This window comes from Rugosimonospora africana, assembly GCF_016862975.1.
In the GTDB taxonomy this organism is placed as follows: Bacteria; Actinomycetota; Actinomycetes; order Mycobacteriales; family Micromonosporaceae; genus Rugosimonospora; species Rugosimonospora africana.
Map to the genome: position 1 here is coordinate 78783 of NZ_BONZ01000027.1, position 14394 is coordinate 93176.

The 14394-nt window shown below is 73.1% G+C and carries 13 protein-coding genes; 6 read left to right on the forward strand and 7 right to left on the reverse strand.

The genetic code is table 11. The features are described 5' to 3' along the window. The first annotated feature begins 64 nt into the window (after positions 1–64). From ispH to Raf01_RS13950, 3 genes are read left to right on the forward strand one after another with little or no spacing between them, the layout of a single operon-like run. Entirely contained in the window at positions 65–1015 is a 951-nt protein-coding gene (gene ispH, locus Raf01_RS51240; protein WP_444544546.1) for a 4-hydroxy-3-methylbut-2-enyl diphosphate reductase, read from the forward strand. A gap of 9 nt (positions 1016–1024) precedes the next feature. Further along, positions 1025–2023: an adenosyl-hopene transferase HpnH gene (gene hpnH / locus Raf01_RS13945; protein ID WP_275412987.1), complete on the forward strand. Its 999-nt coding sequence runs from the start codon at positions 1025–1027 to the stop codon at positions 2021–2023. Positions 2024–2027: 4 nt separating this feature from the next. After that, complete coding sequence (locus tag Raf01_RS13950) at positions 2028–3887, forward strand: 1-deoxy-D-xylulose-5-phosphate synthase (RefSeq protein ID WP_203918273.1); 1860 nt, start codon at positions 2028–2030, stop codon at positions 3885–3887. Between the two features lie 54 nt (positions 3888–3941). Here Raf01_RS13950 and Raf01_RS13955 read toward each other — a convergent pair whose 3' ends face one another. Continuing rightward, positions 3942–4604: a GNAT family N-acetyltransferase gene (locus Raf01_RS13955; protein ID WP_203918274.1), complete on the reverse strand. Its 663-nt coding sequence runs from the start codon at positions 4602–4604 to the stop codon at positions 3942–3944. 57 nt (positions 4605–4661) lie between these two features. Then, positions 4662–5126 (reverse strand): DUF6232 family protein, encoded by a 465-nt coding sequence (locus Raf01_RS13960; protein ID WP_203918275.1) that lies wholly within the window; start codon positions 5124–5126, stop codon positions 4662–4664. A gap of 392 nt (positions 5127–5518) precedes the next feature. On the opposite strand from Raf01_RS13960, the gene Raf01_RS13965 reads away from it, so the two are divergent. After that, positions 5519–6412, forward strand: a complete 894-nt coding sequence (locus tag Raf01_RS13965) for a helix-turn-helix domain-containing protein (RefSeq protein WP_203918276.1) — start codon at positions 5519–5521, stop codon at positions 6410–6412. Between the two features lie 35 nt (positions 6413–6447). Next, on the forward strand, positions 6448–6663 hold the full coding sequence (locus Raf01_RS13970) for a DUF397 domain-containing protein (protein ID WP_203918277.1): 216 nt from the start codon (positions 6448–6450) through the stop codon (positions 6661–6663). A gap of 151 nt (positions 6664–6814) precedes the next feature. Here the strand turns inward: Raf01_RS13970 and Raf01_RS13975 are convergent, their stop codons facing one another. Further along, entirely contained in the window at positions 6815–6976 is a 162-nt protein-coding gene (locus tag Raf01_RS13975) for a hypothetical protein (RefSeq protein WP_203918278.1), read from the reverse strand. Positions 6977–6999: 23 nt separating this feature from the next. Between Raf01_RS13975 and Raf01_RS50525 the strand changes: the two genes are divergently transcribed. Next, the gene (locus tag Raf01_RS50525) at positions 7000–10299 is read left to right on the forward strand and encodes an ATP-binding protein (RefSeq protein WP_203918279.1); all 3300 of its coding nucleotides are present in this window, start codon (positions 7000–7002) and stop codon (positions 10297–10299) included. On the opposite strand, the gene Raf01_RS13985 is transcribed toward Raf01_RS50525, so the two are convergent. From Raf01_RS13985 to Raf01_RS14000, 4 genes are all read right to left on the reverse strand, one after another. After that, on the reverse strand, positions 10291–11634 hold the full coding sequence (locus Raf01_RS13985) for a cupin domain-containing protein (RefSeq protein ID WP_373319528.1): 1344 nt from the start codon (positions 11632–11634) through the stop codon (positions 10291–10293). The two genes, Raf01_RS50525 and Raf01_RS13985, sit on opposite strands and share 9 nt — an antisense overlap. 113 nt (positions 11635–11747) lie before the next feature. Beyond that, positions 11748–12029 (reverse strand): hypothetical protein, encoded by a 282-nt coding sequence (locus tag Raf01_RS13990; RefSeq protein WP_203918280.1) that lies wholly within the window; start codon positions 12027–12029, stop codon positions 11748–11750. Positions 12030–12124: 95 nt separating this feature from the next. Further along, positions 12125–12769 carry an acyl-CoA-like ligand-binding transcription factor gene (locus tag Raf01_RS13995; protein WP_239133590.1) on the reverse strand — a complete coding sequence of 215 codons (645 nt, stop codon included), beginning with the start codon at positions 12767–12769 and terminating at the stop codon, positions 12125–12127. Beyond that, complete coding sequence (locus tag Raf01_RS14000) at positions 12759–14324, reverse strand: MFS transporter (RefSeq protein ID WP_203918281.1); 1566 nt, start codon at positions 14322–14324, stop codon at positions 12759–12761. The genes Raf01_RS13995 and Raf01_RS14000 overlap by 11 nt, the downstream gene beginning before the upstream one ends. Positions 14325–14394 lie beyond the last annotated feature (70 nt).

Genomic DNA, 14394 nt, shown 5'->3' on the forward strand with positions numbered 1-14394 from the left:
GAGCGCCGGCGCGGTGCCCCGGGGGATCCGGGCGCTGCGCGCGCTGCGCCGGGCGGTACCGGCCATCGACGCGTGGTCCGACGCGCTGGGCGAGCGGGAGGTGCTGCTGGCCAGCCCGCGCTCGTTCTGTGCCGGGGTGGATCGGGCCATCGACGTCGTGGCGCGGGCCATCGACCGGTACGGGGCGCCGGTCTACGTACGGCGCCAGATCGTGCACAACGCCCACGTGGTACGGGAGTTGGAACAGCGCGGCGCGGTGTTCGTGACCGAGGTGGACGAGGTGCCGCCCGGGCAGGTATTGGTGTTCGCCGCGCACGGCGTGACTCCCGCGGTGCGCGCGGAGGCGGACGCCCGGGGGCTGTCCGTCATCGACGCCACCTGCCCGCTGGTGAGCAAGGTGCACAGCGAGGTGCGCCGGTACACCGGCCGGGGCGACACCGTGTTCCTGATCGGGCACGGCGACCACGAAGAGGTCGAGGGTACGGTCGGCGAGGCTCCCGGCAACGTGATCGTTGTCGAGGACGTGGCGGCCGCGGCCCGGGTGGCGCCGCGGGATCCGGGACGGGTCGCGTACGCGATGCAGACGACGCTGGCCATCGACGAGGCCGAGCAGATCGCGGGCGTGCTGCGCGAGCGCTTCCCGACGCTGCAGGGGCCGCGCCGGGACGACATCTGCTACGCCACCACCAACCGCCAGCAGGCGGTGCGCGCCATCGCCCGGGAATGCGACCTGGTGCTGGTCGTCGGTTCGGCGAACTCCTCCAACTCGGTACGGCTGGTGGAGGTCGCGCAACGGGAGGGAGTCGAGGCGCTGCTGGTCGACGACGCCGGCCAGGTGGACCTGCGCGCGCTGAAGGGGGTGCGTCGAATCGGCATCACGGCAGGGGCCTCCGCCCCGCCGCATCTCGTGGACGAACTCGTGCACTGCCTGTCCGGTCTCGGGCCGGTCACGGTGCGCGAGTCACAAGCTGAACCAGAGAATATTCACTTCACATTGCCCAGGGAGGTGAGCTGACCAATGGCGATGCCGTTGCGTCAGACCATTCGACTTGGCAGTTATCTGATGAAGCAGAAGCTGCTGCGCCGAGACAAGTTCCCATTGTTGGTCGAGCTGGAGCCGCTGTTCGCGTGCAACCTGAAGTGCGCGGGCTGTGGCAAGATCGCACAGCCGGCGTCGCTGCTCAAGCAGCGCATGCCGGTGGAGCAGGCGGTCGGAGCGATCGAGGAGAGCGGCGCGCCGATGGTGTCCATCGCCGGCGGCGAGCCGTTGATGCACCCGCAGATCGACGAGATCGTCCGCCAGTTGCTGGCTCGCAACAAGATTGTGTTCCTGTGCACGAACGCACTGCTGCTGCCCAAGCACCTGCACAAGTTCAAGCCGCACCGCAACTTCTCCTGGATGGTGCACATCGACGGGTTGAAGGAGCGGCACGACGAGTCGGTGAACAAGGAGGGCGGCTTCGACGGTGCGGTCGACGCCATCAAGCAGGCCAAGGCGGCCGGCTTCCGGGTGATGACCAACACCACCTTCTTCAACACCGATACGCCGCAGGACGTCATCGGCGTCCTCGACTACCTCAACGACGACCTGCACGTGGACAACATGCAGATCTCCCCGGGGTACGCGTACGAGAAGGCACCCGACCAGGAGCACTGGCTGGGCGTGCAGGAGACCCGTGAGCTGTTCCAGAAGGCGTTCGGCGACGGCCGGCGCAAGAAGTGGCGGCTGAACCACTCGCCGGTGTTCCTGGACTTCCTGGAGGGCAAGAAGGATCTGGGCTGCACCCCGTGGGGCATCCCGTCCTACTCCCTGCTCGGCTGGCAGAAGCCCTGCTACCTGCTGGACGACGGGTACGCCAAGACGTACAAGGAGCTCATCGAGGAGACCGACTGGGATTCGTTCGGCCGGGGCAAGGACCCGCGCTGCGCCAACTGCATGGCGCACTGCGGGTACGAACCGACCGCGGTCATCGCCACGATGGGTTCGCTGAAGGAGTCGTTGCGCGCCGCCGTCGGTGCGTGAGCCCATGTCCACTCTGGATGGTCTGGCCGGACCCGGGCAGCTTCGTGAGCTGCCCGAGTCCGATCTGCCCGGGCTGGCCGCCGAGATCCGGCAGCGGCTGATCGATTCGGTCAGCCGCACCGGCGGCCACCTCGGGCCCAACCTCGGCGTGGTCGAACTGACCATCGCGCTGCACCGGGTGTTCTGCTCGCCGCGGGACGCGATCGTCTGGGATACCGGACACCAGGCGTACGTGCACAAGATGCTCACCGGCCGGCACGACGGGCTGCCCGGGCTGCGCCAGCCGGGTGGGCTGTCCGGGTACCCGAGCCGGACGGAGAGCGCGCACGATCTCGTGGAGAATTCACACGCCTCCACGTCTCTGTCCTATGTGGATGGTCTGGCCAAGGCGTTCGCGCTCTCCGGCAGTGCCGACCGGGTGGCGGTGGCGGTCGTCGGCGACGGCTCGCTGACCGGCGGGATGTGCTGGGAGGCGCTGAACAACATCGCGTCCGCGCCGGACCGCCCGGTCATCATCGTGCTCAACGACAACGGCCGGTCCTACGCGCCCACGGTCGGCGCGGTCGGCTCGCACCTGGCGGCGCTGCGCGGCGGGCTGGACCGGTCGCTGTTCGAACAGCTGGGCCTGGCCTACCTCGGGCCGGTCGACGGCCACGACACCGCCGCCCTGGAAGCGGCGCTGCGCAAGGCGCGGGCGCTGGGTACCGCCGTGGTCGTGCACTGCGTGACCCGCAAGGGGTACGGGTACCCGGCGGCCGAGGCCGACGAGGCGGACCAGATGCACACCATCTCGCCGGCGAAGCCGGCCGGCGCACCGGTCCGTCCCACGTGGACAGACGTCCTCGGCGACGAACTGGTGGCCATCGGAGCGCGCCGCCCGGACGTCGTCGCGGTCACCGCCGCCATGCTGATCCCGACCGGCCTGAAGCCGTTCGCCGACCGGTTCCCCGACCGGGTCTACGACGTCGGGATCGCCGAGCAGCACGCTGTGACGTCCGCCGCCGGGCTCGCCATGGGTGGCCGGCACCCGGTCGTGTGCGTGTACGCCACGTTCCTCAACCGCGCGTTCGACCAGGTGCTGATGGACGTGGCGCTGCACCGGCTGGGAGTCACCTTCGTCCTGGACCGCGCCGGCATCACCGGCAGCGACGGGCCGTCCCACAACGGCATGTGGGACCTATCGCTGCTCGGTATGGTGCCGGGCATGCGCATCGCCGCGCCACGCGACGGTCAGCGGCTGGGAGAGCTGCTGCGCGAGGCGGTCGACCACGCCGACGGGCCGACCGCGCTGCGGTTCCCCAAGGCCGAGGTGGCGATCGAGCTGCCCGCGACCGGGCGGTTGGGCAACGCCGACCTGCTGCGGTCCCACGCCGATCCGGACGTGCTCATCGTGGCCGTCGGGCCGATGGCCGGCGCGGCACTGGCCGCGGCCGACGAGCTGGCCGCGCACGGCGTGTTCGCCGCCGTCGCCGATCCCCGCTGGATCATGCCGGTGGATCCCGGCCTGGTCCGGGCGGCCGGCGGGTACCGGCTGGTCGTCACGGTGGAGGACAACGGCGAGCACGGCGGGTTCGGCGACGCGTTCGCCCGCGCGGCGCGCGGCGCCGGGATCGACGTGAAGCTGCGCACCCTCGCCCTGAACCAGCGGTTCCTCGCCCAGGGGGAGCGTAAGGCCATGCTCGCCGCGCAGGGGCTGGACGGGCCGGGCATCGCGCGGACGGTACTGGCGGGGCTGGACTCGCCAAAGACCACCCGGCCGCTTCGGGAAGCTCCCGCGCTGACGACTGGTCTGGGTCGTGGCGCGGCGTCGGACGCGCCGAGCCGGACCGGTCGTACGATCCCCCCGCTGACGGTGACCCCGTAGCGGAGGCTCAACGCACCCTGTAACGGAGGCTCAACGCCACGCGGTGGCGGAGGCTCAGCCGATGCCCATCGAGGTCCAGCCGCGATCGGGGAACCCGGCGGCGTCCGCCACCCGTGCGGAGGCGGCGTTGTCCGTGGCGTGCTGGTAGGTGGGCACCGCGCCCTCGTCGAGTACCCGGCGGGCGGCCTGTGCCACCAGCCGCCGGGCCAGCCCGCGGCCCCGGGCGGCGGGCTCGGTGCCGACCGCCAGCTCCTGTCCGTACTGGTTGTGCCGCTTGAGCCCGACGCCGGCGAGGTACGCGCCGGTGTCGGGGTCGGTGGCCACCAGCACCTGCCGGCCGAACACCCGCAGCCAGTCCGGGACGACCGGATCGGTGCTGTCCAGCCAGGTACCGGCGTCCTCCAACGCGGCCGGGCAGTTGCTCCACCGGAACACCCCGGTGTAGACCCTCCGCTCCGGTTGCCCGACAGCGGCCGGCAGGCCGGCCAGCAGCGACTCGCCGCTGGTCGCCTCGGCGACCACCCGCCGCACCTCGGCCAGCCGGTCGGGCGGTACCGACAGTACGGTGCCCTGCACGGCCCGGACGCCGATCAGCGGGTAGACGGCGCCATCCCATCCCGGCACCTGCCGGCGGGTCGACCCGACCACGGACAGGTCCGCGGTCGCCGGCCACTGCCCGAGCCAGTGCGCGAGATGCCGTCGGATACGGGGATCCATAAGGTCATCATCTCTTCCGGGCGTGGCGCCGTCCGGCCCGCGTCACAATCGTGCGGCTCACAGCCGCGTGTCGTCGCCCGGCGTGGCCTCGATGGCTCGCCTCACCGCGCGGGCGACCTGGCCGAACTCTCGCTCGTCGCGAGTGGCGAACAGGGACACCTGCCCGCCCCGGTAGCGGGCCAGCAGCTCGTACTGGGCCGGCCAGCGCCGTACGCAGACGAGCCCGACCAGGCACGGGATGAGCAGCGCGGGTACGGCGAGCAGCCAGGCCACCGGTGAGTGCACCACGCCGAGCAGCAGCGCCACGAGCGGCGTCTCGGCGACCGCGATGACCATCCCGACCACGGCACCGGGATGCGTCGAGCCCCTCGCCTGCATCAGGTCGGCCAGCTGGGCCACCTGGTACCGGTACTGCCCGACGGCCACCTGCTGGTCCGTGACGAGGACCCCGGAGCGGCGGAAGTAGACGACCTGGGGGCGGGGCGTGCCGGAGCGGGCGGGTGGGATGCGGTCGGCACTCATGGCACCCTCCTGTGTGGCGTTGGTCCGGGGGTGACCCGGGCGCGAACTCGGCGCTGGCGGCGCGGGTAGGCCGCTGCGGCGCCGGTGACGGGGATCGGCGGCGCGGGATGCGATAGAGCTCATGCCCAACGTCCTCTCGCCGGGGCCCGCGGTGGCGGGCCTTCCTTTGTCGGAGGTGTCGGCGAACGCACGGTCCCGGTGGGACGCCGCCGACGGGTGGTGCGAGCTTCGGCGGGGGCGGGGGGAACGCTGTGGGCGACCCTGCCGAGCTGAGATGCATCGACGCCGTTGTCGCCTTAACGTCCATTAACCCGCTTGCGACTGCCAGATGCAAGTGCAGATTCGAGAGTGCTTATTGCGCCATCAGGAAAGAATTGCGTACCGTAGTGCACGTGGCCGCGAAGCCGAGCCCGACCATGCTTCGCCGGCAGCTCGGCGCGGAGCTGCGGCGCATCCGCGACCGCGCGCAGCGCACCGTGGCCAGCGTCGCCGACCAGGTCGGCTGGTCGGAGTCGAAGCTCAGCCGCATCGAGACGGCCAACACCGGTGTCCGCAACGCCGACCTGGACCGCCTGCTCACCGCATACGGCGTCGACGACGCCGAACGGACCCGGCTGCGCGCGCTGGCCGCCCAGTCGCGCCAGCGGGCCTGGTGGGAGGCGTACGGCGACGCCCTCCCCGACGCGTACGAGACGTTCATCGGGTTCGAGGCGGAAGCGACCTCCATCCGCACGTACGAGGCTCAGGTCGTGCCGGGCCTGCTGCAGACGGCGGAGTACGCGAGCGCCGTCATGCACGCGTTCGTCCCGTCCGACCGGTCCGAAGTCATCGAACAGCGGGTCGCCGTCCGGATGGCCCGGCAGGCGGTGCTGACCCGCCAGCCCCCACCGCAGCTGTGGGCGATCCTCGACGAGGATGTCCTGCGCCGGCCGGTCGGCGGCCCCGATGTGCTGCGCCGCCAGTTGCTGCGCCTCATCCAGGCCAGCGAGCAGTCGATGGTGACCATCCAGATCTTGCCGTTCAGCGTCGGGGCTCATCCCGGCCTGGCAGGATCGTTCATGGTGCTGGAATTCGCCGGTTCCGGAGCCGGTTCCGGAGCGGGCACCAGCGCCGGCGTCTCCGACCAGCCGCTCGTCTACAGCGAGGGCCTGACCGGAGGGGTGTTCCGGAGCAAACCGGATGATCTTCGAAGCTATCTGGACAGCTTCGAGGCGCTTCGCGCCGCGGCGATGACGCCGGTGGAATCCATGGAAGCCATCGCGGCAGCGGCGCGCGGTGAGAGCTGATCAATCAATCAACCAACAGGAAGGAAGTGGCAGGGATGTTCCCTGCGTTGGAACGGGGCGGCCTGGCCTGGCGCAAGAGCAGCCGCAGCGCCGGCAACGGCGCGTGCGTCGAGGTCGCCGAGGTAACCGACGGGATCGCGGTACGCGATTCCAAGGACCCGGACGGTCCGATTCTGCGGTTCGGCGAGCAGTCCTGGCGCGCGTTCATCGGCGCCGTACAGGCGGGCAGCTTCGACCACCCGCGCGGTTAACCGCTGGTCCGGGCCTTCCGACGCCAGGGCCCGGACCGTCACAGCAGCACGGCCGGCAGGGCTCGACGCCCCCGGCCGGTTTTTGCGCCCCGAACCCGTAACCGACTGGTCTAGCTCGGCGCGTCTGGCGCCGCGCCACGACCCAGACCAGTCACCGGCAGCCTGAGCCGCCGAGCGGACGATCCCGCCCGGCCGACGACCCCACCCAGCGGATGATCCCACCCAGCCCGATGATCCCGGACAGCGGATGATCCTGGACAGCGACGATCCGGCCGGAGATCCCGGCCTCCGGATCGCCGCTCCGGTCGGCCATGATGGTGGCGGGGAGGGAAGAACGTGCAACTGTCGATCCTCGGGCGCCTGGAGGTCCGCCGCGCCGACGGGACCCCGGTACCCGTCAACGGCCAGCGGCTGCGCACCCTGCTGGCGGCGTTGGCCGCGCAGCCCGGCCGGGTGGTGACCACCGAGCGGCTGATCGACGCGTTGTGGGGCCAGGCCGCTCCGGCCAACGCGGCCAACGCCCTCCAGGCCCTGGTGTACCGGTTGCGCGGGGCGGTCGGCCGGGACGCGATCGAAGCCGACCCGGCGGGATACCGGCTCGCGATCGAACCCGACGCGATCGACGCGCGGCGCTTCGCCCGGCTCCTCGCCGAGGCGCGGGGCGCCGCGCCCGCGGTGGCGCGGGTGCTGCTCAAGGAGGCGCTGGGACTGTGGCGCGGACCGGCCCTGGTGGACCTGGACGACCCGGCGACCTCGGCCCGCCTCGACGAGTCCCGGCTGCTGGCGGTGGAGGAGTACGCGGCGGCGTGCCTGGCCGACAGCGACCCGGCCGAGGCGCTGGCCGCCACCGCGCGAGAGGCCGACGCGTACCCGTTGCGCGAAGGGCTTCAGGCCCGGCACATCGCCGCGCTGCACGCGCTCGGCCGGCAGGCCGACGCGCTGCGCTGGTACGACAAGACGCGCCGGGCGCTCGCCGAGGAGTTGGGCGTCGACCCGTCCGCCGAGCTGGCCCTGCTGCACCTGCAACTGCTGCGCGGCCGGCCGGAGCGGGTCGGCAACCTTCCGGCACAGCTGACCAGCTTCGTCGGCCGGGACGTGGACATGGCCGCGGTGACCGGTCTGGTCGGCGCCCACCGCCTGGTCACGCTGATCGGGCCGGGCGGGGCCGGCAAGACCCGGCTGGCCATCGAGACGGCCGCCCGCCGGCCCGGCCCGGCCGCCCGGCCGCCCGAGGAGGCCCGGCGGGTCGACGAGCCCCGGCGGGTTGATGAGGCCCGGCCGGTTGATGAGGCCCGGCCGGTTGGCGAGGCGTGGCCGGTTGGTGAGGTGTGGCCGGTCGACGAGGCGTGGCTGGTCGAGCTGGCCTCGGTCGGCGACCCGGACGAGGTCGTGCACACCGCGCAGGCCGTCCTCGGCGTGCGGGACCTGGTGCTGTCCGGCCGGGCGATGGGGCTGGCCGGCCCGACCACCCGGCTGGTGGAGGCGCTGGCCGACCGGCGGCTGCTGCTGATCCTCGACAACTGCGAGCACGTGGTCGCCGCCGCGGCCGACCTCGTCGCCGCGATCGTGGCCGGGTGCCCGGGGGTACGGGTGCTGGCGACCAGCCGCGAACCGCTGGGGGTACCGGGGGAGACGCTGTACCCGGTACCGCCGCTGGCGCTGCCGGCGGAGCGCGACGGGCCGGACGACGCCAGGCGCACGGCCGCGGTACAGCTGTTCACCGATCGGGCGACGGCCGCGGCACCCGGGTTCCGCCTGGCCGACGAGGACGTCCACGCGGTGGGGCAGATCTGCCGCCGGCTGGACGGCATCCCGCTGGCCATCGAGCTTGCCGCGGCCCGGCTGCGGCTGATGCAGCCGCGGCAGATCGCCGACCGGATCGACGACCGGTTCCGGCTGCTGACCGCCGGACCGCGCACCGTCCTGCCCCGGCACCAGACGCTGCGCGCGGTCGTGGACTGGAGCTGGGAGCTGCTCGACGAGCCGGAGCGCATCCTCGCGGCCCGGCTGTCGGTGTTCGCCGGCAGCGCGGCACTGGAGTCGATCGAGGCGGTGTGCCGGGCGGACACGCTCGACGCGATCACCGCGCTGGTGGACAAGTCGCTGGTCGAGGTGGCCGGCGGCCGGTACCGGATGCTGGAGACGATCCGGGCCTACGCCGCGGCGCAGCTCGCCGAACGCGGTGAGGTCGAGGCGCTGCGCCACGCCCATGCCGCCCACTTTCTGAGCCTGGCGCAGGAGGCCGAGCCTCGGCTGCGGACGGCCGACCAGCTGACCTGGATCGTCCGGCTGCGTGCGGAGCACGACAACGTGGCCGCCGCCCTGCGGTGGCTGGTCGACACCGGCGACGCCGCCGGCGCGTTGCGGATGTGCGCGGCACTGTGCGGGTACTGGCTGCCGTCCGGCATGCGTACCGAGGGGGTCGGCTGGGCGGCCCAGGCCATCGCGCTGGTACCGGACGGGCCGCCGCCCGGGCTGCGCCGGGAGTACACGATCTGCTGGCTGGTCGCCCGCGTCGGCGAACTGGGCGCGGCGGCGCAGCCGGACGCGGTGCTGTCGTTCTCCAGCACCGTCGCCGACATGCTCGGCGAGGCCGCCGCGGAGGGGCCGCTGAACCCGCTGCTGCGGCTCGCGCGGTTCATCGCCACGCTGCTGGCCGGCCGGACCCGCGAGGCGATCGTCCTGCTCGCCGGTGACCTGCGCGACGACGATCCCTGGCTGCGCAGCGCGGCGCTGATGACGAGGGGGGTCCTGCGGCTGGGTACCGGCCGGATCCGGCCGGCGACCGCTGACCTGGAACGGGCGGTCGAGGGCTTCCGCGCGATCGGCGAACACGGCGGCCTCGCGCAGTCGCTGCTCATGCTGGCCGATGTCGCCAGCCACAGCGGCGATTCGACCCGCGCGCTGGCTCTCATCGAGGAGGCCAGCGTGCTGTTGAACCCGGCGCTGCACGGCGAGGACGGCCACCTGATGTTCGCCCGGCTGGCCGGCGTACGGGCGCAGAGCGGCGACCTGGAGGGTGCCCGTTCCGACCTGGTGCGCGCCCGCTCCCTGCTGCCCGCCGACTCGACGGCGGCCAGCGAGTCCCACCTGCTGATGGTCGAGGCGGACCTGGCCCGCCGGGCGGGTGACCTGGACACGGCGACCGCGATGTACGAGTCGATGCGCGCCGACCTGGCCCGGCAACCGAACCAGTCCGGCCGCCAGCAGCGAGCAATGGTCACCTGCATGCTGGCCCGGCTGACGGACGAGGGCGGCGACCGTGGCCGGGCGGGCGACCTGCTGCGGGAGGCGCTGGCCATCCTCGGGGACAACCCCGACCAGGGGATCTTCCTGCACATCGCCGAGGGCTTCGCGGCGATCGAGCGGGATCCGGTACGGGTGGCCACGGTCGCCGGCGCGGTGCAGGCGATGCGCGGCGGCTGGGCCCCGGCGAGACCGGGGGAGGGGATCGACCAGGTGCTGGAGCGCGCCCGTACCGAGCTGGGGGACGACGGGTACGCGGCGGCCTTCGCGGCCGGGCGGCAGCTGGACCGGGCCGCGCTCACCGGATACCTGGACCGCCCGCCAGCTGACGACCCGGGCCGGTCCGCCGCCGACAATCGAAGCCGCCCGCCGGCCGACAATCTAGGCTGACCGGGCCGGTACCGCCACCGCCTCGCGCAGCAGCCGCCGCACCAGTACCACCTGGTCCTCGCCGTCCAGGTCGGGCAGGTCGCCGACGCGCACGGGTCCGGCGGCGTCCAGCACGGCGAGGACCGCCGGCCCGCAGAAGGCGGGAAAGCGGATCGTCCGGTCGGGCAGTTCGAGGATGGCCGCGTCCGGCTCGGTACGCAGGAACCACCGCAGCCCGGCGCGGGGCGTGACGATCGTGTCCGGGTCGACGGCTTCGCTCGCGGCGGCCTGAGCGAGCGGCCGGATCGGCGCCGGCCGGCTCGTCGGCCAGGTCCGGGAGCGCATCCGGCGGGCGACCGCCGCGACGTCCGGCTCACGCAGCGCCTCGCGCAGGGCGGCCACGGTACCGGCCAGCTGGCCGGCGAGCTGGTTCTCGTCGGTCGGGTCGAACCCGAGCGGGAAGCCTGCACGCAGCGCCGGTTCCTCGGCGGCGAGCGCGAGCAGCTCCTCGACCAGCGCGTACCGGGTGAGGGCGCGGAGCCCCAGAGTCAGGTGCAGGCTGGGTCCGCCCAGCGCGGTCGCCGAGTGCAGCCAGCCGCGCGGCAGATACAGGGTGTCCCCGGCGGCCAGCTCGACCTCCAGCGCCGGAGGCCCGGCCGCGGTGGCGGCGACCTCGTCGCGCCGCCCGCCGTGCGGCTGGCGCTCCAGCGGGTCGTCGAGCACTGGCTCGTGGATCATCCACCGCTTGCGCCCCTCCACCTGCAGGACGAACACGTCGTGGGTGTCGTAGTGGCTGGCGAAGCCCCGCGACCCGGCCGGGGTGAGGTACGCGTTGACGCCGACCGGGACGGACAGCTCCGCGGCCAGCGTGCCGGCGAAGTCGATCAGTGGCGGCCAGAGCCGGTGCAGCCCCTGGAACACCAGCGTCGCGCCGTGCGCGAACAGTGCCAGGATCCGCTCGTCCCGTACCTGGTCGCCGACTTCGGCGCCGGCACCGCCCGGGCCGACGTACGAGTGCGCGGGCAGCACCTCGCCGTCGCGCACCACCCGCAGGAACGGGGTACGCAGGCCCCGGCGGCTCAACAGCTCGTCGGCGTCGCCGGTACCGAACAGGTCGCCGAAGCCGGGCGGCCGGGCGGCAGCCGGAGCTGAGCCGGCCGGAGCTGAGCCGGCCGGAGTGGAGCCAGCCGGAATGGAGCCGGCCGGAGCAGCACCGGGCGGAGTGGAGCCGGCCGGAGCAGAGCCGGGTGCGGCGGATCGGGCCGCGGCGAAGTCGGCGGCCCGGCAGTGCAGCGGTGCGCGCCCCCAGTACGTGCCGGCGAACGCCTCGGGCTCGACGGCGACACAGCGGCGCAGCGCCGGCCGGTGACCGGCGCCCGTGCCCGGCCGGGCCGCGGATGGGCTCTGACTGCGCTCGGGCGCCGGGGTGGGGCCTGTGCTCGCCTCGACCAGGGACGCACCGGCAGCGGTCACGCGCCGTCGTCCGCGCCGCCGTCGCGCATGTCGGGCTGTCCCGGCTTGCCCGCCCCGCTGTCCGCCGGTCCCTCGGCCCCGCCGTCGGCGCCCCCGTCGTGCTCGGCCGGGTTGGCTCCGCCGTCGGCCGGTCCCTCATGGGTCGGGTCCATCGCGCCGCTGTCCGCGCCACCGTCGTTGACACCCGGTACGCCGAACTCGCCCGCGCCGCTGTCCTTCGGACCCTCCAGCCCGTTGCCGTCGCTGGCGGTCGTCATGTCGTCGTCGTTGAGTCGCACGGGTCCCCCTTCGCCCACGGTGCGTCGCCCGGCACCGGCCGGATCGTTGACCAGGCGATTCCCCGCCGCCCGGCGCCTAACCACGAATCACCGGGTCAGAGGGGGAGGCCGTCCTCCAGGTGGGCCATGGCCTCGTCCATCGTCCGGAAGATGTCCTCGGAGCCGGGCTGGGCCGCCCAGTGGAACATCGCCGCGATCCAGGCCCCCATCATCGCCCCGGCGTACGTGCGCACCGCCAGGTCGTCCGCCTCGCGGCCGGTGCGCTCGGCCACCGCCTGCGCGATGACCTGGATGGTCTGCTCGACGTGGAGCAGCGAGGCGGCGCGCAGCTGCGGTACCCGCAGCGCCAGCAGCTGGCGCTGCCGGATCAGTTCGCGGTCGGTGTCGCTGATCGACGCGAACACGTCCCGGATCGCTTGACGCAGCGCCGTGGTGGGGCTCAGCTCCGCCGGTTGGGCGTGGAACGCCGCGACGATGACCGGGTCGTACTCGTCGGCCAGCACGGTGTCTTCCTTCGTGGGGAAGTACCGGAACAGGGTGCTCTGCGACACCTCCGCCGCCTCGGCGATCTGCTCCACTGTCGTCTGGTCGTACCCCTGCTCCTGGAACAGCCGCAGCGCGTGCCGCTGGATCGCGGCACGCGTCCGGGCCTTCTTGCGTTCGCGCAGGCTCGTGGATCCAGCCGCCGCCGCAGCCGGCCGGGCGGCGGAGTCGGCAGGGTCCACGGGGTCAACCGACACGTTCGGGTCTCCTCTCCGCCGGCCCTTCCGCGGGCCCCGCCGCCGGGGCGGTGGACTCGTGCCGCCCCCGACCGGGCAACAGAAGCAGCGCGAGCACGACCGCGACCGCCATGGCCACCGCGCACACCACCAGCATGACGTCCACACCGTGCGTGAACGCCGCCCTGACCTGTGCCAGCAGGCCGGCGGAGCCGAGCCGCCCGGCCACCCCCTGTGCGGCGAAGACGCTGTCCCGGACGGTACCGGCCAGGTCGCCGGGCAGGCCGGCCAGGTGCAGGTGATCGCGGTACGCGGAATTGACCACGCTGCCCAGTACCGCGGAGCCCAGCGGCGCGCCGACCTTCTGCACGCTCTGCATGACTGCGGAGCCTACGCCGGAGCGCTCGGCCGACAGTTCGGACAGCGCGGCCGAGGTGGTCGTGGCGAACGTCAGGCCCAGTCCGGCGCCGATGACCGCGATCCAGGCGGCGACGAAACCGAAGCCGCTGGTCGTGCTCGTGGCGGCGCCCAGGAACAGGCCGGCGGCCAGGAGCGTGAACCCGGCCGCGGCGGTGCTCCGCACGCCGATCCGGGCCGCGATCCGGTCCGCGCCGCCCGCCCCGATGATCGTGCCGCCGATCATTGGAAGCAGGCGCAGGCCGCTGCCCATCGCGTCGGTCCCGAGGATCGCCTGGAAGAACTGCGGCACGGTGAACAACACCCCGATCATCGCGAACCCGCTCATCGCGGCCAGGATGGTTCCCCAGGTGAACCCTCGCCCGCGGAACAGCGCCGTGTCGATCAGCGGCTGCCCGCCGGTACGGCGCCCGAGCCGGAGCTCCCAGAGCCCGAACCCGGCCAGGAGCAGCAGTCCGCCGGCGATCTCGGACAGCGCCACGCCGTCGGACCAGCCGCGCTGGCCGGCCTCGATGACGCCGAAGGTGAGCAGGCCGAGCCCGGCGCAGGAGGCGAGCACGCCGACCGGGTCCAGCGCCGGCCGCCGGGCGCTCAGAGACTCGGGTACCGCCAGCGCCAGCGCGACCAGGCCAAGGACCACCACCGGCACGTTGATCAGGAAGACCCAGCCCGACCAGTAGCGGGACAGCAGCCAACCTCCGAGGATCGGCCCGACCGGCAACGCCAGGAAGGTCGCGCTCGACCAGATGCCGACCGCCCGGGGCCGTTCGCGCTCGCTGAACAGCACCGTGAGAGTGGACAGGGACAGCGGGATGCAGATCGCCGCGCCCACCCCGGCGACCACCCGGGCGGCGATGAACTGCCCGGCGGTGGACGAGTACGCGCACCACACCGAGCCGATCCCGAACACCGCCAGCCCGGTCATGAGCATCTTCTTGCGGCCGAAGCGGTCGCCGAGCAGGCCGCCGGGCAGCACGGCCACCGCGATGACCAGGGTGTACGCCGCGACGAACCACTGCAGTTCGACGGTCGAGGCGTGCAGCCGCACCGCCAGCGTCGGCAGCGCGACGCTCAGGATCGTGCCGTCCAGCCCGACGGACAGCATGGCGAGAGCCATCGCGCCCAGCGCCCACCAGCGCCGGTTACCCGCAGTCGACATGAGAATCACCACCTAAAGACATCGACAGTCAATTGATAGTAACCCCCATAATATTGAGGTCAAGGGGTGG